This window comes from Mycobacterium sp. SMC-13 (genome assembly GCF_045311035.1).
Classification (GTDB): domain Bacteria; phylum Actinomycetota; class Actinomycetes; order Mycobacteriales; family Mycobacteriaceae; genus Mycobacterium.
This window is the reverse complement of the sequence record NZ_JBJIAI010000017.1, coordinates 1-18,210: the sequence shown is the minus strand read 5'-3', so window position 1 is coordinate 18,210 and position 18,210 is coordinate 1. Positions and strand designations below refer to the sequence as shown.

18 protein-coding genes and 1 pseudogene are annotated in these 18,210 nt (G+C 68.3%); 12 read left to right on the top strand and 7 right to left on the bottom strand.

The features are described 5' to 3' along the window. Positions 1–47: 47 nt before the first annotated feature. Complete coding sequence (locus ACJH6I_RS22085) at positions 48–1,187, bottom strand: FAD-dependent monooxygenase (protein ID WP_226520658.1); 1,140 nt, start codon at positions 1,185–1,187, stop codon at positions 48–50. A 96-nt stretch (positions 1,188–1,283) separates the two neighbouring features. Between ACJH6I_RS22085 and ACJH6I_RS22080 the strand changes: the two genes are divergently transcribed. After that, positions 1,284–1,826 (top strand): TetR family transcriptional regulator, encoded by a 543-nt coding sequence (locus tag ACJH6I_RS22080; RefSeq protein ID WP_406784495.1) that lies wholly within the window; start codon positions 1,284–1,286, stop codon positions 1,824–1,826. Here ACJH6I_RS22080 and ACJH6I_RS22075 read toward each other — a convergent pair whose 3' ends face one another. Then, complete coding sequence (locus ACJH6I_RS22075; protein WP_406784494.1) at positions 1,827–3,326, bottom strand: carboxyl transferase domain-containing protein; 1,500 nt, start codon at positions 3,324–3,326, stop codon at positions 1,827–1,829. 17 nt (positions 3,327–3,343) lie between these two features. After that, the gene (locus tag ACJH6I_RS22070) at positions 3,344–4,150 is read right to left on the bottom strand and encodes a DUF6498-containing protein (protein ID WP_406784493.1); all 807 of its coding nucleotides are present in this window, start codon (positions 4,148–4,150) and stop codon (positions 3,344–3,346) included. 82 nt (positions 4,151–4,232) lie between these two features. Here ACJH6I_RS22070 and ACJH6I_RS22065 point away from each other — a divergent pair, with 82 nt between their 5' ends. From ACJH6I_RS22065 to ACJH6I_RS22035, 7 genes are all read left to right on the top strand, one after another. Further along, positions 4,233–4,967 (top strand): enoyl-CoA hydratase, encoded by a 735-nt coding sequence (locus ACJH6I_RS22065; RefSeq protein ID WP_061006583.1) that lies wholly within the window; start codon positions 4,233–4,235, stop codon positions 4,965–4,967. Continuing rightward, positions 4,967–6,082: an MBL fold metallo-hydrolase gene (locus tag ACJH6I_RS22060; protein WP_406784492.1), complete on the top strand. Its 1,116-nt coding sequence runs from the start codon at positions 4,967–4,969 to the stop codon at positions 6,080–6,082. Before ACJH6I_RS22065 ends, ACJH6I_RS22060 begins: the two co-directional genes overlap by 1 nt. Positions 6,083–6,155: 73 nt before the next feature. Then, positions 6,156–8,564, top strand: a complete 2,409-nt coding sequence (locus tag ACJH6I_RS22055) for an HAD-IC family P-type ATPase (protein WP_406784491.1) — start codon at positions 6,156–6,158, stop codon at positions 8,562–8,564. Positions 8,565–8,613: 49 nt separating this feature from the next. After that, the gene (locus ACJH6I_RS22050) at positions 8,614–8,826 is read left to right on the top strand and encodes an antitoxin (protein WP_020098938.1); all 213 of its coding nucleotides are present in this window, start codon (positions 8,614–8,616) and stop codon (positions 8,824–8,826) included. Between the two features lie 2 nt (positions 8,827–8,828). Beyond that, entirely contained in the window at positions 8,829–9,266 is a 438-nt protein-coding gene (locus ACJH6I_RS22045) for an SRPBCC family protein (RefSeq protein WP_406784490.1), read from the top strand. 145 nt (positions 9,267–9,411) lie between these two features. Then, positions 9,412–10,182, top strand: coding sequence for a VOC family protein (locus ACJH6I_RS22040; RefSeq protein WP_406784489.1), 771 nt, complete (start codon positions 9,412–9,414; stop codon positions 10,180–10,182). A 107-nt stretch (positions 10,183–10,289) separates the two neighbouring features. Further along, entirely contained in the window at positions 10,290–10,550 is a 261-nt protein-coding gene (locus ACJH6I_RS22035; RefSeq protein ID WP_212813138.1) for a hypothetical protein, read from the top strand. A 7-nt stretch (positions 10,551–10,557) separates the two neighbouring features. Here the strand turns inward: ACJH6I_RS22035 and ACJH6I_RS22030 are convergent, their stop codons facing one another. Together ACJH6I_RS22030 and ACJH6I_RS22025 are read right to left on the bottom strand one after the other, a co-directional pair. Further along, complete coding sequence (locus tag ACJH6I_RS22030; protein ID WP_226520668.1) at positions 10,558–12,237, bottom strand: NAD-binding protein; 1,680 nt, start codon at positions 12,235–12,237, stop codon at positions 10,558–10,560. Positions 12,238–12,242: 5 nt separating this feature from the next. Further along, complete coding sequence (locus tag ACJH6I_RS22025; RefSeq protein WP_226520669.1) at positions 12,243–12,683, bottom strand: cupin domain-containing protein; 441 nt, start codon at positions 12,681–12,683, stop codon at positions 12,243–12,245. Positions 12,684–12,745: 62 nt separating this feature from the next. Between ACJH6I_RS22025 and ACJH6I_RS22020 the strand changes: the two genes are divergently transcribed. The 3 genes from ACJH6I_RS22020 to ACJH6I_RS22010 all read left to right on the top strand — a co-directional run bounded on the left by ACJH6I_RS22020 (position 12,746) and on the right by ACJH6I_RS22010 (position 14,427). After that, complete coding sequence (locus ACJH6I_RS22020; RefSeq protein ID WP_226520670.1) at positions 12,746–13,156, top strand: hypothetical protein; 411 nt, start codon at positions 12,746–12,748, stop codon at positions 13,154–13,156. After that, positions 13,153–13,743 (top strand): GNAT family N-acetyltransferase, encoded by a 591-nt coding sequence (locus ACJH6I_RS22015; RefSeq protein WP_406784488.1) that lies wholly within the window; start codon positions 13,153–13,155, stop codon positions 13,741–13,743. Before ACJH6I_RS22020 ends, ACJH6I_RS22015 begins: the two co-directional genes overlap by 4 nt. Before the next feature lie 147 nt (positions 13,744–13,890). Then, a complete protein-coding gene (locus tag ACJH6I_RS22010) occupies positions 13,891–14,427 on the top strand; it encodes a CHAP domain-containing protein (RefSeq protein WP_318986754.1) in 537 nt (178 codons plus the stop codon). Between the two features lie 5 nt (positions 14,428–14,432). Here the strand turns inward: ACJH6I_RS22010 and ACJH6I_RS22005 are convergent, their stop codons facing one another. Continuing rightward, complete coding sequence (locus ACJH6I_RS22005; RefSeq protein ID WP_406784487.1) at positions 14,433–15,485, bottom strand: class I SAM-dependent methyltransferase; 1,053 nt, start codon at positions 15,483–15,485, stop codon at positions 14,433–14,435. Between the two features lie 212 nt (positions 15,486–15,697). On the opposite strand from ACJH6I_RS22005, the gene ACJH6I_RS22000 reads away from it, so the two are divergent. Next, on the top strand, positions 15,698–17,536 hold the full coding sequence (locus ACJH6I_RS22000; protein ID WP_406784486.1) for an SLC13 family permease: 1,839 nt from the start codon (positions 15,698–15,700) through the stop codon (positions 17,534–17,536). Between the two features lie 158 nt (positions 17,537–17,694). On the opposite strand, the pseudogene ACJH6I_RS21995 reads toward ACJH6I_RS22000, so the two are convergent. Further along, positions 17,695–18,144 (bottom strand): annotated as a pseudogene (locus tag ACJH6I_RS21995) (integrase core domain-containing protein); the annotation flags it as partial. Between the last annotated feature and the right edge of the window lie 66 nt (positions 18,145–18,210).

The window sequence follows — 18,210 nt, the reverse complement described above, 5'->3', positions numbered from 1 at the left end:
TGGTCACCCCCGAAGACCAGGCCCGGCTTTCCGCTGTCGAGGACCGCTCAGCGGTTGGAGAGCCCGGAGAGCCGCCACGCCAACTGATTTCGCACGGCAGGAACGCGGCCCGCGAGCCCGATCGCCAGGTTCCGGATCGGGCGGACCGGTGCGGGCAAGGTGGCCAGCCGGGTCAGGCGGTCGGTCAGCGTCACGACTTGCTGCGCCAGGGGGCGTCGGGCCGCGCTGTAGTCGTCGAGTACCGCGTCGCGTCCCGTCGCCAAAGCAGTTGCCAGGGCTGCACTCAACGCGAGCGCGTCCTGGATACCCAGGTTCATGCCCTGGCCGCCGGCGGGGCTGTGGACGTGGGCGGCGTCGCCGGCGAGCAGTACCCGGCCGGCCCGGTAGCTGTCGGCGACCCGGTGGTGCACCCGGAACCGGGAGCCCCACTCGACGCCGGTCACCGTCACCCGGCCGGGCCCGAAGGCGCGGGTGTCGAGCAGGTTCTGGACGAAGGCGACGGACGGCTCCTCGGGCGCCGAGTCGACGGGCGCCACGATCCGGTACGTGCCGCCGGGCAGCGGCGCGACGACCGTCAGCCCGGTGGACGCCCAGAACAGGATCACCTCGTCGTCGGTGACATCGCCGCCGAGGCGGACGTCGGCCAGGGCGAACGATTGCCCGTACTGCCCGCCGCTGAACCCGATTCCGGCCTGCTCCCGCACGACGCTGTGCATGCCGTCGGCGCCGACGAGGTACCGCGCCCGGATGACGTCGCTGTCCTCGAACTGCGCCGTGACGCCGTCGGCATCCTGCGTCACGCCGGTCAGCGTCTTCGGCCGGATCACCTTGCCGCCGAGCTCGGCCAGGCGGTCGAGCAGCACCTGCTCGGTGGTGCATTGCGGCACCATCAGGCTGTAGGGGTAGCGGGTCGGCAGCGTGCTGAAGTCGACCGGGATCAGGGTGCGGTGGCCATCGCGGATGGTGAACCGTGGAGCCGGAATGCCCAGCTCAACCAGGTGTTCGGAGACGGCCAGTTCTTCGAGCACCTCCAGCGTGCGGGCGTTCACCACCGCGGCGCGTGACGTGTTGGCGCCCGCGGCCAGGCGGTCGACCACCAGGGCGTCGACACCGCGGGCCTGCAGGGCGGCGGCGAGGGCCAGTCCGGTGGGGCCTGCTCCGACGATCAGGACATCGGTGTCGGTCATCTGCGTCTCCTTCCGCGTATGCCAACAGTTGTTGGCATAACCATGGTTACGCGTTTCGGCATCGAAGTCAACAAGTGTTGGCATACAGTTGTTGGCATGCGCAGATCGTCAGAAGAGACCAAGGCCGTGATCCTGGCCGCCGCCCGGGAGCGGTTCGCGACGACCGGTTACCAGGCGGCGACCATCAGGGCCATCGCCGCGGACGCGCGCATCGACCCGTCGATGGTGATGCGGTACTTCGGCAACAAGGACCAATTGTTCGCGGCCGCAGCCGAATTCGACCTGCGCTTCCCCGACCTGTCCGACGTCCCGAAGACCGAACTCGGGGCCGCGCTGGTCGCGCATTTCCTCGACCGCTGGACGCAGGACGAGGGGCTGATCGTACTGCTGCGCTCGTCGACCACGAATGCCGATGCGGCGCAGCGCATGCAGAGCATCTTCGCCGACCAGCTGCGGCCCGCCATCGCGCGGCTCGAACCCACCGATCCCGCACGCTGCGCCGGGCTGATCGCCACTCAGGTGCTCGGCATGGCGATGTGCCGGTTCGTGCTCAAGCTGCCGCCCATCGTCGCGATGAGCGACGGCGACCTCGTCCACTGGCTCGCGCCGACGCTGCAGCGCTATCTCGACGAGGCCTGATCAGCTGTCGGGGACGCCGATCCGCCGGTAGCGCTGCAGCCGCACCCCGAGCCGCTGTGCCGCGGGCACGGTGTGCAGCGCGTGCAGCTCGGCAGCGATGGCGGCAGACATCCGCGCGGTGAACCCGGCCGGGTCGTCGGCGGCGTCGGTTTCCTCGGGCACGATCACGTCGACGATGCCGGCCGTCAACAGATCCGCGGACCGAACACCTTGCGCGGCAGCAAGTTCCGGGGCATGGTCGACGTCGCGGTAGACGATGGCGCTCGCGCCTTCCGGCGGCAGCGGAGCCAGCCAGCCATTCTGCGCGGCGAGCACCCGGTCGGCCGGGACCATCGCCAGGGCCGGCCCACCGCTGCCCTGACCCAGCAGCACCGACACCGTCGGCGTATCGAGCGTGACGAGTTCGGCGAGGCACAACGCGATCTCGCCGGCCAGCCCGTCCTCCTCGGCCTGCCGAGACAGCGCGGGCCCGGCGGTGTCGATCACCAGCACCAGCGGCAGCTGCAAGCCGGCCGCAAGTGCCATGCCGCGGCGGGCCTCCCGCAGCGCGCGCGGCCCGACGAGACCACCGATCACCCGGCGCTGACCGACCACCACCGCGGGCTGCCCGCCGAACCGGGCCAGCGCCAGCAGCGTCGTCCCCGATTCGCCGCGCCCGGTCCCGGACAGCAGCACCCGGTCGGTCGCCCCGTGTGCCAGCAGGTAATCCACGCCCGGCCGGTCCGCGCGCCGCGACGCCTCCACCGACTCCCACGCCGGCACTTCAGGGATTTGTGCACGATTTTCCGCGCCCACCGCGGATTTTCGTGCACAAATCCCTGGGTCGGGCGGGTCCGCGACCACCGTCAAAACCCGATTCACGACGCCGCGCAGCTTGTCGAGCGGGACGACGCTGTCGATCACGCCATGGGCGAACAGGTGCTCGGCGGTCTGCACGCCGTCAGGGAACGGCTCGCCGTACAGGTGCTCGTAGACACGCGGCCCGAGGAACCCGATCAGCGCGCCCGGTTCGGCCGCGGTGAGGTGCCCGAGCGATCCCCACGACGCAAACACCCCGCCGGTCGTCGGATGCCGCAGATACACCAGGTACGGCAGGTGCGCCTTTTTGTGCAGCTCGACGGCCGCGGCGATCTTCACCATCTGCAGGAACGCGACGGTGCCCTCTTGCATGCGCGTCCCGCCCGAGGACGGCGAAGCGATCAGCGGCAAGCCGAGGGCCGTCGCGCGCTGCACGGAAGCGGTGATCCGCTCGGCCGCGGCCACCCCGATCGAGCCGGCCAGGAAGTCGAACTCGCAGGCCAACACGGCCACCCGCCGACCGGAGACGGTGCCCTCACCGGTCAGGACGGACTCGTCCAGCCCGGTGCGCAGCGTCGCGTCGGCCAGCTCGGCGCGGTAATCGTCGGTGACGGCCACTTCCAGCGGCGGTCCGTCCCAGCTGCGGAACGATCCGTCGTCGAGGATGGCGTCGAAGAACTGACGGGCTCCGGTCCGACTCACCCGGTCAGGCTAATCGGCTACCGCCCGGCCCCGGTCCACACTTCGTCGTTTCGCGTCCGGCGTCTGATCTCGGCGGCCTGATCCTTCACCCACATGTCTTCGAACCGCTGCCCCTCCGGCTCGCGGCGAATGCGGTTCATCGCCCGGCTCAGCCACTTCGGTGGGGTGGCCGGCTCGTACATCGGCAGCGCGGTGCTCAGCGAGTACAGCGTCTTCAGCACGACGAACACCCCGAACATCCGGGCGGGTGAGTTGGTCACCGCGGCGGCGAAGATGCCGAAGATCAGCGCGAGGTGCACCACCCCGACCCGCCCGAAGCTGCGATTGGCGGTCTGCTCGAGCACGCCGAATGACCAGCGGCGCAGGTACGGCACGTCGACGAGGAAATCGACGGCGACGATGACGAGCATCTGCAGGCAGCCGATGCCCGCGCTGCGCCAGTCGAGACCGACGAGCTCGGCGTTCCCGTTGTGGGTCAGGATCAGCAGGATCACCGCGATGAAGACGCCGTGCGCCGCGCAGAACACCGCGTTGATGAAGAAGAACCCCTTGATGAACGAACCGGGCTTGCCTTGCGGACCCTTCGACTGCGGCGCTTCGTACCGGAAATGGCCGCGGCGCGGGTTCCACCGCTGCTGCAGGACGCCGCGGGCGTAGATGAACAGCAATCCGGCGACGGTCTCGAACCAGTAGACGATCAACGTCGTCGCCGCGGACCACTCCTGCGTGAACCAGCCGACCGCGGGGATCGCGTTGGCCGCGACCAGCGTCAACAGATGGGCGAACTGATTCGCCCGGGGTTGCTCGGGTGGACTGGGCGGCACGCGCCAATCGTCGCACCTGAACACCGGCGCTACTCCGCAACGCGGCTCGGCGCTCGATCGGCGCACCGCCTAGGCTGGCCCAATGATCGGAGTGACCCGGGACGGCAATGTCCTGACCCTGGAAATGCAGCGCCCCGAGCGGCGCAACGCGCTCAACGCCGCGCTCGTCGACGGCGTACGTGAAGAAATCGAGAAGGCCTCGCCGGCGGACACCCGCGCCATCGTGCTGACCGGGCAGGGCACCGTGTTCAGCGCGGGCGCCGACCTGTCCGACGCCGAGGGGGTGGCCAGGGAACTGCCGGACAAGGCGCTGGCCCTGAACCTGGCCATCGACGCCAGCCCGATCCCGATCATCGCGGCGCTCAACGGTCCCGCGATCGGCGCGGGCGTCATCCTGGCCATGATCTGCGACCTGCGGGTCGCCGCACCGGGCGTGTACTTCCAGTTCCCGATCGCCAAATACGGACTGGCGCTGGACAACTGGAGCATCCGCCGGCTGACGTCGCTGGTCGGCCACGGCCGGGCCCGCGCCATGCTGCTCGCCGCCGAGCGCCTCGACTTCGACACCGCCCTGCAGACCGGCATGATCAACCGCACCGGCACGCTGGCCGACGCGCAGGCCTGGGCCGCCGAGATCGCGGGCTACGCGCCGCTGTCGCTGGCGCACTCGAAGCGCGTCCTCAACGACGACGGTGCCTACGACACCGTCCGCGGCGAACACACCCGCATGTTCAACAAGGCCTGGGCCAGCCCCGACGTGATCGAGGCGCAGGTGGCCCGATTCGAGAAGCGGGCGCCGAGGTTCCAGGGCGCCTGATGCTGCGACGGGCACTGCGGCTGATGTGGGGAACGGCGGCGCTAGCAGCCGGCGGCTGGGTGTTGCGGGCGCTCAATGGCGCGCCCGCCGCACTCGGCGCCGGCCCCGTGGACATCAACGCGGTGGCGGCGAACTCGCCCAACTATCACGACGGGGTGTTCGTCAACCTCGAGCCGCCGTCGGGCACCGAACTGAGCCGCGAACAGCAGGCCGGGCTGGTGCGTGACCTGCTGGCCAGCAGCGCGCTGCAGCGTCCGCCGATGCCCATTCCGCTGGTGGTGCCCGATCCGGGCCTCCCGGCGGGCGACCTGGCGGTCACCTGGTTCGGGCACTCCTCGGCGCTCATCGAGATCGACGGCTACCGCGTGCTGGCCGACCCGGTGTGGAGCCGACGATGCTCCCCGTCCCGGCGGGTCGGACCGCAGCGGCTCCACGAGGTGCCGGCGCCGCTGGAGGCGCTGCCGGCCGTCGACGCGGTGATCATCAGCCACGATCACTACGACCACCTCGACATCGACACCGTCACGCAGCTGGCGGGTATGCAGCGGGCCAAGTTCTTCGTGCCGCTGGGTATCGGCGCGCACCTGCGGTGGTGGGGCATCCCGGCCGAGCGGATCGTCGAACTCGACTGGAACCAGAGCGCCGCGCTCGGCGAGCTGACCCTGGTCTGCACCCCGGCCCGGCACTTCTCGGGACGCTTCCTGACCCGCAACACCACCCTGTGGGCGTCGTGGGCCTTGATCGGCCCGCAGCATCGCGCCTTCTTCGGCGGCGACACCGGCTACACCAAGAGCTTCGCGGACATCGGCGCCGACTACGGCCCGTTCGACCTGACCCTCATGCCCATCGGGGCGTACCACCCGGGCTGGCCGGACATCCACATGAACCCGGAGTTCGCGGTACGGGCGCACCGCGATGTGACCGACAGCGGCCTGCTGGTGCCGATCCACTGGGCGACGTTCCGGCTGGCGCCACACCCGTGGTCCGAGCCGGTCGAGCGGATGATCGCCGCCGCGCGCGACGAATCGGTGGACGTGGCCGTGCCCATGCCGGGTCAACGGCTGGAACCGGCGCGGCTGCCGGGGCTGGATGAGTGGTGGCGGCCGTCTCAATAGCGATTTGTGCACGATTTTCCGCGCCTGCCGCGGATTTTCGTGCACAAATCCCGACTCGGTGGGGGAATGACGGGTGACTGTCGACGATCCGGAACGTACGACGGATCTCAGCGGACTGTCGGATGACGAGGTCGCCCAGCGCGTCGCCGCCGGCCACACCAACGACGTCCCGACGCGGGCGGCCCGCAGCGTCTCGGAGATCATCCGCGCCAACGTCTTCACGCGGATCAACGCGATCCTCGGGACGCTGTTCCTGATCGTGCTCGCGACGGGCTCGGTGATCAACGGACTGTTCGGGCTGCTGATCGTCGCCAACAGCGCCATCGGCATCATCCAGGAGCTGCGGGCCAAGCAGACCCTCGACCGGCTGGCCATCGTCGGACAGGCAAAACCGTTGGTGCGCAGGCAGTCCGGTACCCAGGAACGGCCCGCCGGCGAGGTGGTGCTCGACGATGTCATCGAGCTCGGCCCGGGCGACCAGATCGTGGTCGACGGCGTCGTGCTGGAAGCCGCCAACCTCGAGGTCGACGAGTCACTGCTCACCGGTGAGGCCGACGCCATCGACAAGGCCGTCGGCGACACCGTGATGTCGGGCAGCTTCGTCGTCGCCGGGAGCGGTTCCTACCGCGCCACGAAAGTGGGTCGCGCGGCATACGCGGCCCAATTGGCTGCCGAGGCAAGCAAATTCACCCTGGTGAAGTCCGAGCTGCGCAGCGGTATCAACACCATTCTGCGGTTCATCACCTACCTGCTCTGGCCGGCCGGGGCGCTCATCATCTACACCCAGCTGTTCACCGTCACCGGCGTGGGCTGGAAAGAGTCGGTACTGCGGACGGTTGGTGCGCTGGTGCCGATGGTGCCCGAAGGCCTGGTGCTCATGACGTCGCTGGCATTCGCCGTCGGGGTGGTCCGGCTGGGCCGGCGGCAATGCCTGGTGCAGGAGCTGCCGGCCATCGAGGGCCTGGCCCGCGTCGACGTGGTGTGCGCCGACAAGACCGGCACGCTGACCGAAAACGGCATGCGGGTAAGCGATCTGAGCACCTTTACCCCTGACGACGCCGCGGCGGTGCTGGCCCAGATGGCGGCCGACGACGTCCGGCCCAATGCCAGCATGGCCGCCATCGCCGAGGCCTACAAGCTGCCACCGGGCTGGACCCAGACCGCGAACGCGCCGTTCAAATCGGCGACCAAGTGGAGCGGGGTGTCCTATGGCGAGCACGGCAACTGGGTGCTCGGCGCGCCCGACGTCCTGCTCGCGGCCGGTTCACCCGAGGCCGAGCAAGCCGAACAGATCGGCGCCCAGGGCCTGCGGGTGCTGCTGCTCGGTTCCTCGGACCGTCCCGTCGACGCCCCCGACGCACCCGGGGAAGTGACCCCCGCGGCGCTCGTGACCCTCGAGCAGCGCGTCCGCCCCGATGCCGGCGAGACGCTGGACTACTTTGCGCAGCAACATGTCTCGGTCAAGGTGATCTCCGGTGACAACGCGGTGTCGGTGGGCGCCGTGGCCGGGTCGCTCGGCCTCAATGGCGAGACGCTGGACGCCCGCCGGCTCCCGGACGATCCCGAGCAGCTGGCCGAAACCGTCAGCGAATACACCACTTTCGGCCGCGTTCGGCCCGACCAGAAGCGTGCCATGGTGCATGCCCTGCAGTCCCGCGGCCACACCGTCGCGATGACGGGCGACGGCGTCAACGACGTGCTGGCGCTCAAGGACGCCGACATCGGCGTCGCGATGGGGTCGGGCAGCTCGGCGACGCGGGCCGTCGCGCAGATCGTCCTGCTGGACAACAAGTTCGCGACCCTGCCGTATGTGGTGGGGGAGGGCCGCCGGGTCATCGGCAACATCGAGCGGGTCTCGAACCTGTTCCTCACCAAGACGGTCTACTCGGTGCTGCTGGCCGTGCTCGTGGGGCTGGCGGGCCTGTCCGCCAGGTTCTTCGGCACCGAGCCGGTGCTGTATCCGTTCCAGCCCATCCACGTCACCATCGCGGCGTGGTTCACCATCGGTATCCCGGCTTTCATCCTGTCGCTGGCGCCGAACAATGAACGGGCCCACCACGGTTTCGTGCGCCGGGTGATGACGGCCGCGCTGCCGTCGGGCCTGGTGGTGGGTGCCGCGACGTTCGCCTCGTACCTGCTGGCCTACCACGGGAAGTACGCCGACACCGTCGAGCAGAACCAGGCGTCCACCGCCGCGCTGATCACGCTGCTGGTGTCGGCGGTGTGGGTGCTGGCGGTGGTGGCACGGCCGTACCAGTGGTGGCGCGTTGTGCTGGTCGCGGCGTCGGCGTTGGCATACGTGGTGATTTTTTCGATTCCCTGGGCGCAGCAACAGTTCATGCTCGATCCGTCGAACCTGGCGCTGACCTCGGCGGCCGTCGGAATCGGGCTGGTGGGCGCCGGTGCGATCGAGGTGCTGTGGTGGCTGCAGGGTCGCTGGCTGGGCGAGCCGCGCCGGTTGTGGCGAACCGACGACCAATGAAGAATGAGCACGTTCACCGGACAATCCGGCAATAGATAGGGTGGGAATCATGGGATTTCTGGACAAGGTGAAGGACCTGGCGGCGCAGAACGCCGACAAGGTCGAGGCCGCTATCGAGAAGGTCGGCGACATCGTCGACGAGAAGACCGAAGGCAAGTTCAAGGGCGTTGTCGACAGCGCTCAGGAGGCGGCGAAGAAGGCCGTCGCAGGGGACCAGCCTGCCGCTGAGGCTCCTGCCGAGGGGACGCAAGAACAGCAGTAGCCATGGCAAAACTCGCAAGTTCCATCGAAGTACCGCTGTCGCCCGAAAAGGCCTGGGAGGCAGCGTCGGACCTCTCCCGGTATGACGACTGGCTGTCCATCCACCGGATGTGGCGCAGCCCGTTGCCCGAGACCTTGGGGAAGGGCACGCAGATCTCGTCCGTCGTCGAGGTCAAGGGCATGCTGAACCGGGTCGACTGGACCATCGTGCACTACAACCCGCCGGGATCGTTGACTCTCAACGGTGTCGGCAAGGGTGGGGTCCGGGTCAAGTTGATGGCCAAGATCACGCCGGCCGAAGCGGGTTCGAACGTGGCGTTCGACATCCACCTCGGCGGTCCGGCCCTGTTCGGGCCCATCGGCATGGTGGTGGCGGCCGCACTGCGGTCCGACATCCACCAGTCACTGGAGAAGTTCAAGGCGCTGTTCGCGTCGGTGTAGGCCCGTCAGACGAAGGTGGCGAGAATTCGCGAATTCTCGCCACCTTTTTCATGTCGGCTTTCTTGTCGACGCCGCCGCGATGAGTTTTCGGCGGGGTGCTTGTCTGTATCGGTGACCACCCAGTCACTCGTCTAGGGAGAACACCATGGCCACTCGTACCGCAACCCCGCTGGGCGCGCCCGTCTGGATCGACCTCGCCACCTCGGATGTGGCCGGCGCCCAGGCGTTTTACCGCACAGTGCTGGGCTGGGACTACGAAAACCCCGGGCCCGGTTACGGCGGCTACCTCAACGCCCGGCGCGACGGCCGCTACGTCGGCGGCATGATGGCGAGCGACCCGGCGTGGAACGCCCCCGACGCCTGGACCGTGTATCTGCACACAGCTGACATCCAGGCCACGATCGACGCCGCGGTCGCCGCCGGCGCCACCACCTGCATCCCGGCCATGGAGGTGCCCGACAAGGGCTGGATGGCCATGCTGACCGACCCGACGGGCGCGTTCTTCGGCCTGTGGCAGCCGACCGGCCACCAGGGCTTCGAGGCGTACGAAGAGGCGGGTGCCCCGGTGTGGTTCCAGCTGACCACAACCGACTTCGCCAAGGCCACCGAGTTCTACACGACGGTGTTCGGCTGGCAGCTGCAGGTCGAGGCCGACAGCCCCGAGTTCCGCTACAGCAACGCCATCTTCGACGGCGAGCCGCTGATCGGCGTCATGGACGGCTCCGTCATTCCCGGCCTGGACCGTTCCACGTGGAACGTCTTCCTCGGCAGCGACGACGTCGACAAGACCATCGAACTGATCACCGCCAACGGCGGCTCTGTGGTGCGCGCCGCCGAGGACACCCCGTACGGCCGGCTCGCGGCCGTCACCGACCCGACGGGCGCGGCGTTCAACCTGTCGTCGCTGAAGGACTGACCGGCGAGCCTGAGCTTGTGTCCGAAGATCCCGCGGATTCTCGGACACAAGCTCATTTTCGGCGCAAAAAACTGTCCCGATCCGGTCCGCTCGGTGCTCCTACCGATATGAACATCCACTGGCGGCACCAGCACCCCGCGACTATCACCGATGGGCCGACCTACGAGATCGTCGACCAGCTCCACGATCGTCACGCCGTAGGCGTCACGGCGGACCGCTTGGCGGCGACGGTCGCGGGCTGGCTCGCCGAACTGGATGTGCAGAGCCCATTGACCGAGGAACTGGCCCGCGCGACGCAGCGCGGTGACTGGCCCACCACCCACGCCATCTGCGACCAGCTGTCCATCGACCTGATGATCGCGGCCTGACGTGGCGCTACGGCGTCCGCTGGCCGGTCAGCAGCGTCTCGATCAGTTCGCGGTACGGACCGACCAGATACGCGGTGTCGCCGGCGCACAGCTGGGCGTCGCGCCGCGGTCGCTGCAGCGTGGTGCCCGCTCGCGCGATGGCGATGACCCGAATCTGCGTCGGCACCTCCGCCATCCGCATCCCGTCGAGCGCGCTGCCCGCGTCGATGTGGACGCCGCCCACCATGAACGACTGCAGGCCCACCGAGAAGGTGCCCAACACCTGTAGTCCCATCGCCGCGCCGACGAACCACGGGGCCGCCAGCTCGACCGTCGACCGGACGTGCGCGAAGCCGAAACGCCCCGCCACCGCCGCCCCGAGGGTGCGGTCGTAGATCCGCAGCACCAGTGGGACGTCGGGCCGGTCGATTTCCGGCAGCACCCGGGGACTGAGCATCTCGCGCAGCACGATGCCGGTCTCGACGTTGACCATGTCGTCCTGCGTCAGCACCGCGATGGCGCGCGCCCGGTCCAGGCGGGCGAGCTCGAGCGTCTGGCGCAGGGTCGCGTCGCCGAAGATCACCGGGACATCCAGCTGGGCGGCCTGCGCCAGGAACCGGTTGGTCTCGTCCCGTTCGATGACGGCGACGTCGTAGCCGGCCGCAACCAGGTCGCTGACCACCCGGATACCGAACGAGCCGAGGCCCACCACGACGATGTGGTTGCGCAGGTGCTGCACCCGCCGGCGCCCCGACGAGTTGCCGAGCCGACGGGACAGCAGCGCGTCGGCGACGAACGCGACCAGGATCGCGGTGGTGGTGACGCCGGCGAACATGAGCCCAATGCCCCACAGCCGCAACCAGGTTGGTTGATGCATGAAGCTGAAATCGCCGTAGCCGACCGTCGCGATGGTCTCGGTCGAGAAGTACAGCGCATCGATCCAGCTCATGCCGGCCGGGTTGTGATAGGCGAAGCGCAGCAGCACCGTCGACCCGAGCAGCAGCGACATCGACGTGCCGAGGGCCCACCAGAAGATGGGGTTGATGTCGTCGCGCAGGACGCGCAGCGTGTCGATCACGCGGCGCGGCCATGGGCGGTGGGTTCGGTTGCTCAGCGGACGCGGCACCGTGATGCCGGCGTCCGCGAGTTCGTCGGCGGTGCCGATCATGGCGGTCCAGTCGCCGGCGCGCACCTCGAAATCCCTACCGGGACAAGGCGTCACCTCGCCAGGCGCGTCCGAGTTCTCCCCGCGGACGACGGCGACGGGCGCCAGGTCACCGAACATCTCCCGCAGTGTGGCGTCGCGCGGGGCGTCGGTGCCGGAGATGACGTAGTCCACGCCGGCCACCGAGATGGTGTGGGTGGTGCGGGCCAGGCAGGCCTCGACGACCGACGGCGCGGCCAGGTCGGCGACGTCGAGAACTGCGCCCGGTCCGTTGTCCTGCGCCACCGCGGCGCGCAGCACGCTGTTGGCCAGCCGGGTCACCACCCGGACTGTGGGATTGAGTTCCCTTGCCAGCAGCGCGATTTCGAGGTTGACGGCGTCGTCGTCGCCGGCGCACACGATGGCGGCGGCGCTGGTGACGATGGCCGCCTTGAGGCCGGCGGGTTCGTGGATCGTCACGACGGTGGCACCCGCCGCCTGCAGGCCCTCGGCGATCCGGTTGGCCAGCGCGTCGGTGCCGCAGACGATGACGTGCCCCTGCATGTGGCCTACTGACCAACCAGCGCGAAGTCGGCGAAGTCGAAGCCGGGCACCACGACACAGCTCACGAGGGTAGGTTCGTCGTCACGGGGACGCGCCCGCTGCCAGTGCCCCGGCGGGACCAGCGCCTGCGGCCGTTCGCCCGCCGCAATGTCCGCCCCGAGCAGCACGGTGTCCGCGGTCGCCTGCTCCGGCCCGACCTCCAGCAGCAGCGGACTGCCGCGGTGGAACAGCCACAGCTCGGTGCTGTGCACGGTGTGCCAGGCGGACTGCTGTCCGGGCAGCAGCAGGAACAGGATCGCGGTCCCGGCGCTGCGCGGGCCGGAATACTGCGCGGGCAGCGCGGATTGGGGGACGGTCAGGTCGCTGCGCCAGGTCTCGCGGTACCAGCCGCCTTCCGGATGCGGCGACAGGTCCAGCTGCCGCGCCCAATCGGGGAGATCGGTCATGGCACTTGAGGCTACGGCTGATCAGCTGCGTCGGCCTGCCGGACGGTCGATACGCTCTTGTCATGGAACGGTTGCGGCCCGCCTGGATCGTCGCGCTGTGCGCGTTGGTGCTGTTGGTCAGTGCCTGGTTGCCGTGGCTGTCGAGCCCGGCGGGGCACGCGAACGCCATCGGCGGGAAGGTCGGGCACATCACTGTTCCGCCACCGGGTTTCGGTGTCGGGCAGCTGATGGTCCTGTTGTCCTCATGCCTGCTCGTGGCGGCCACGATGGCCGCGCGCCGGCTCTCGTCGCGCGCGGCTTCCGTTGTGGCCCTGGTGCTTTCGGCCGGGCTGGCGGCGCTCGGGGTCTGGTATCACGTGCTGTACGTGCACAGCCCGGTGGTCGCGTCGTACGGGCTGTACATCGGTCTGGTGTCGGCGGTGCTGGCGATCGTGCTGTCGGTGCTGGCCTCCGTCGTCGCCTGGCGGTCGTGATGGGATTCGTCGAGCCCGTCGTGCTGACGGGGCAGCGGTGGGTGACGCTGGAGCCGCTCACCACCGATCACATCCCCGAGATCGCCGAGGCCGCCGCCGATGAAGACCTGGGCCGGCTGTGGTTCACGGCCGCGCCCTCGCCGGCGACGGCAGCGGAATGGGTGCAGGCCCGGTTGGCGGTGCAGCATCCAGATACCGGGTTGACGTTCGTCGTGCGCGCGCTCGACGGCCGGCTCATCGGGTCGTCCAGCTATCTCAATGTGGACGGTCGCAACCGGCGCCTGGAGATCGGCGCCACCTGGTACGTGGAGTCGGTTCGGCGGACTGGGGTGAACACCGAAGCCAAGCTGCTGCTGCTCTGGCACGCTTTTGAAGCGCTCGACTGTATAGCAGTGGAGCTGCGAACCCACTTCTTCAACTCGGCGAGTCGCGCGGCAATTGAGCGGCTCGGAGCCAAGCTCGACGGGGTGCTGCGCTCACATCAGTTGCTCAGTGACGGCTCCCGCCGGGACACCGTGGTGTATTCGATCCTCGATGTCGAATGGCCCGCAGTGCGCAACAACCTGCAATTCCGCCTGAACCGGTAACTTCTGCCGGCCCCCTGATCAGCATGTCTTGAGCAAAACTTGACAGTTTGCCAAGCTATGTTTTTGAATTCGTGTCTAATCGTGACCGAATTGTGATTTGATCCAAGCATCGGTTCGTTCGCTTGATCGGGGGGACGGATGTACGCAATGAGCTTCAAGTCGTATGCGGGTGTCATGCTCGCGGCCGCTCTGATCGCGGGCGCGGGGGTGGCGGCGGCGCCCCCGAGCAACGCCGACTCGGCGTCGTACGTCGACCCCATGTCCTACGGTCAGCAGACCGGTCAGCCCGCCGGCCAGCAGTACGCCGGCCCCGCCCGGACCATGGGCGCGGTACAGGCCTCGAACTCCGGCTGGCCGGGCCAGTGCACGTGGGGTGCGCTGCAGATGGCCTACCAGAACGTGGGCTACTACCCGGACATCCACGGCAACGCCAAGGTCTGGGCGGACGCCGCACGGTCCCGCGGCTGGACGGTCGTGGACGAACCGCAGGCCCGGTCCATCGCGGTGTACCCCGCCGAACTGCCCGGGGTGAGCCAGTACGGCCACGTGGCCTGGGTGAATTCGGTGTCCGGCCGCTGGATCAACATCACCGAGATGAACAACGAGTCCCACGGCGGGCCGTTCGCCTGGTGGACCCGCGACACCCAGCACATCCCCGGGATGAGCTACATCCTGATTCCCTGACGCCGTTACGGCCGTGCTTCGAAGACGAGGTTGAACGGCGTCTCGGTGGCGCGCCGGAACCGCGTGAAGCCGCTCTTGTCGACGACGACGTCGCGCAGCCTGGCCTCGCCGGCCTGCGCGCCGAGCGCCGGCCCGTTGCGGGCGAGTGACACCGGTACACAGATCTGCGATGACGCGCCGTACATCATGCGGCCGATCGGATTCATGTTGTCCTGCACGTGATCCCCGGCGAACGGCTCGACGATCATCGCGATGCCGTCGTCGTTGAGCGCGGCCCGGGTGTGCCGCATGGCGCCGACCGGATCGCCCATGTCGTGCAGGCAGTCGAAGAACGCGATCAGGTCAAAACCGTTGTCCGCGTAGCTCGTTGCATCGGCGACCTCGAAGCGCGCGTTCGTCACCCCGGCTTCCGCCGCGCGTTCGGTCGCGACGTGTATCGACTCGGGGTGGTAGTCGTAGCCGATGAACGTCGAGTTCGGGTACGTCTTCGCCATCAGGATCGTGCTGACGCCGTGGCCGCAGCCGATGTCGGCCGCCTTGGCGCCGGACTCGAGGCGTTCGATCGCGCCGTCCAGTGCCGGCAGCCACGAGCCGACGAGTTCGGCGTTGTAGCCGGCGCGGAAGAACCGCTCGGTGCCGGCGAACAGGCACGGATGGTGCTCGCCCCATTCCAGGCCGGCGCCGGTTTTGAAGTTCTCGGTCGTGCGGTCGAGGACGTGGAACACCGCTTCGACGATGTTGTAGGCGCCGGGGATATCGACGGGGCCGTTCGGGTCGGCGAGGCAGGCGGCCTGCTCCGGGCTCATCGACCACATGCCGCTGTCCGGATCGAACTGGACGTAGCCGCCGGCGGCCTGGTTGGCCAGCCACTCGCGCACGTACCGCTCCACGGTGCCGGTCTTCTCGGCCAGCTGCGTGGCCGTGAGCGGCCCAGCCGCCAGGGCCTTGTACAGCCCGAGCCGGTCCCCGATCAGGACCAGGCCGGCACTGATCGCGGCACCCATGTCGCCGATCGCCATGCCGAGAAATTGGTTCAGCTTGTCTTCGTCCACAGGCATGTCTGGACCTCCAGAAATGTGGTTGCCAGCTTGACTGTACGACTGCGGAAATTCCTGAACAATGCGTAGTTTTTCGACGGTCGAATGCGTGCTGGGGCCATAGGCGTGGCGGCGACGTGCGCTCCGGATTCGCGGCATCTCCGACCGATCCGTGGCGGCGAATGTTATTGATCAAGGGTGTTCGTATCGGTCGGCGTCGTTCAGGTTCGCCAGTGACTCATCAGATGTGGATCGTCGTAGGCATCCTGGCCGGCGCCATCGGCCTGTTCGTGTGGGGCCGTCCGCGCGCCGACATCGTCGGGGTACTGGTCGTCGTCGCGTTGATGAGCACCGGCGTGCTGACGCCGACCGAGGCGCTGGCCGGCTTCGGTTCGCCCGTGGTGATTCTGTTGGCCGGCATATTCATCGTCAGCGCGGGCTTGGTCAACACCGGCATCACCCAGCGGCTCGGTGAGTTCGTTGTCAAGGTCGGCGGCCGCAGCGAGTCGCGGCTGGTTGCGCTGATCATGGTCCTGTCGGCCGGTATCGGGTCGGTCATGAACTCGTCGGCGATCGTCTCGATGCTGATCCCCGTGGTGCTGACGGTCACGGCCGCAACGGGTTTGAACCGCAAACGCATGCTCATGCCCTTGTGTGTCGCCGTCATGATCAGCGGCATGATGACGTCGATCGCGTCGTCGCCGAACATCATCATCGAGGGCATCCTCAGCCAGCGCGGCATCACGCCGACGCTCGGCTTCTTCGGCTTCACGCCGTTCGGTGTCGTCACGCTCGCGGTCAGTCTTGTTTTCATGCTCCTGGTCGGGCGTAACCTCTTGAGCCGCAACCGGACCGGAGTGGCCGACGCGCAGGAACCCTCCACCTTCGACGTCATCGCGTCCTACGGGCTGCGGCCCCGCTGGCACCTGCTGCACGTATCCGCTGACTCACCACTGGTGGGGCAATCGGTTGCGGCGCAACGCCAACCGCTGCGCGAGCGTTACGGCCTCGATCTTCTCGGTTTCGAGAAGTACACCCGCGGCGCGGCGCAATACCTGTCGGCGCGGCCGGAAACCGTCTTCGAGCCAGGCGATCTGGTCTTCACGCTCGTCGATGAACAGCAGACCGCCGCGGTGTCGGCCGACCTGCGCTGTCAGGTCACCGGCCCGCGGGCCGAAGACGAGCGTCGCGAAGTGCTGCAGAACGTCGGGGTGGCCGAGGTGATGCTGGCACCCGAGTCGAAGTCGATCGGCATGACGCTCGGCGAGCTCGATCTGGCCGCCGCCCATAACGTGACGGTCCTGGCGGTCCGGCACCGTGGCCAGAGCATCACCGCGGACCTGCCCGGGCGCACCCTCGACTTCGGTGATGCGATGTTGGTGGGCGGCAATTGGGACGACATCGAACGGCTCAGCGATTCGCGCCGGAACTTCATCCTGTTGAACCTGCCCGCTGAGTATCAGCAGCGGTTGGTGGCACCGGGCCGGGGTCGTGCCGCGGTGGTCATCCTCATCGCGATGGTCACGTGCATGGCGTTCGGCTGGCTGCCCGGCGCCGATGCGGCGCTGCTCGGGGCACTGGCCATGGTCGGGGCGGGCTGCGTTCGCGTCGACAGCATCTACCGGTTGATCAGCTGGAGCACGCTGGTCCTGATCGCCGGGATGCTGCCGTTGGCCACGGCGCTGGCCAAAACCGGGACGACGACGCTGATCGCCGGTCACCTGGTCGACACGCTGGGCAGCCTCGGTCCGACCGGCATGCTCGCGGTGGTGTTTTTGGTGACGGCGGTGGTCGCCTTGTTCATCTCGAACTCGGCGACCGCCGTGCTGATCGCGCCTGTGGCCATCGAAGCGGCGCAGGCATTGCACGTCTCGCCGCAGGGATTCGCGATGACGGTCGCCATCGCCTGTTCGGCCGCGTTCGTGACGCCGGTGTCGTCGCCGACCAACATGCTGGTGATGGAGCCCGGCGGCTACCGGTTCTCGGATTACGCGAAGGTCGGCGTGCCCCTGCTGGCGCTGACCATGGTGATCACGGTGGTGATGGCCCGGCTGATCTACCTGCCGGGCTAGCGTCCTACGTCGAGCGTGGCGGCTGACGAGGCGACACGCGAGACGGAATCTCGGCAAGCGACACGTTCGACGCAGCGACCCGGCAAAGTGCCCCTGTCGAACTTCGGTTGATGGGTGACGGATCTGTTTCGGTTGATCCTTGACACTCGTGTTGGTGGTCAGGCCTGTTCGCGGGTGCGGCAGGCCTTCTTGTTTCGTACCGCCCCGGTGCTGTTGCGGGCTGCGGTTTTGACCAATTGCTCGCCGACCCAGAACCTCAGCAGGTCCCCGTCGACATGAACGTCGCAGCGTTGCCCGGCCCAGTGCCGGCCGATACTGACCTGCTGCCACGACACGCACACCACCCCGTTGGTGGTGACCCGCCGCGAGACCCAATCTGAGCCCTGGCGCTGGTGCTCGCGCGCAGCTGTGGAGGTCGACGGTGCCGCCGCCGGCGCTGATGCGGTGAACCGCTGAGCTGGGGTGTCCATCTTCAGGGACTGGTGCGGCCGGGCGGTGTTGTACTCGATCACCCACTCATCGAGCGCCTGCTGCGCCGCCTTCAAATTGGGGAAAGGCGCTGCGGTAGAAAGGAACTCCGCGCGCAGACTCCGGTGAAACCGCTCGATGCTCCTATGTTTGTCAAGCCGCGGCGGGTTGGCTGTTTGGGGTCAGTGAGTTGTCTTGTGCTCGTG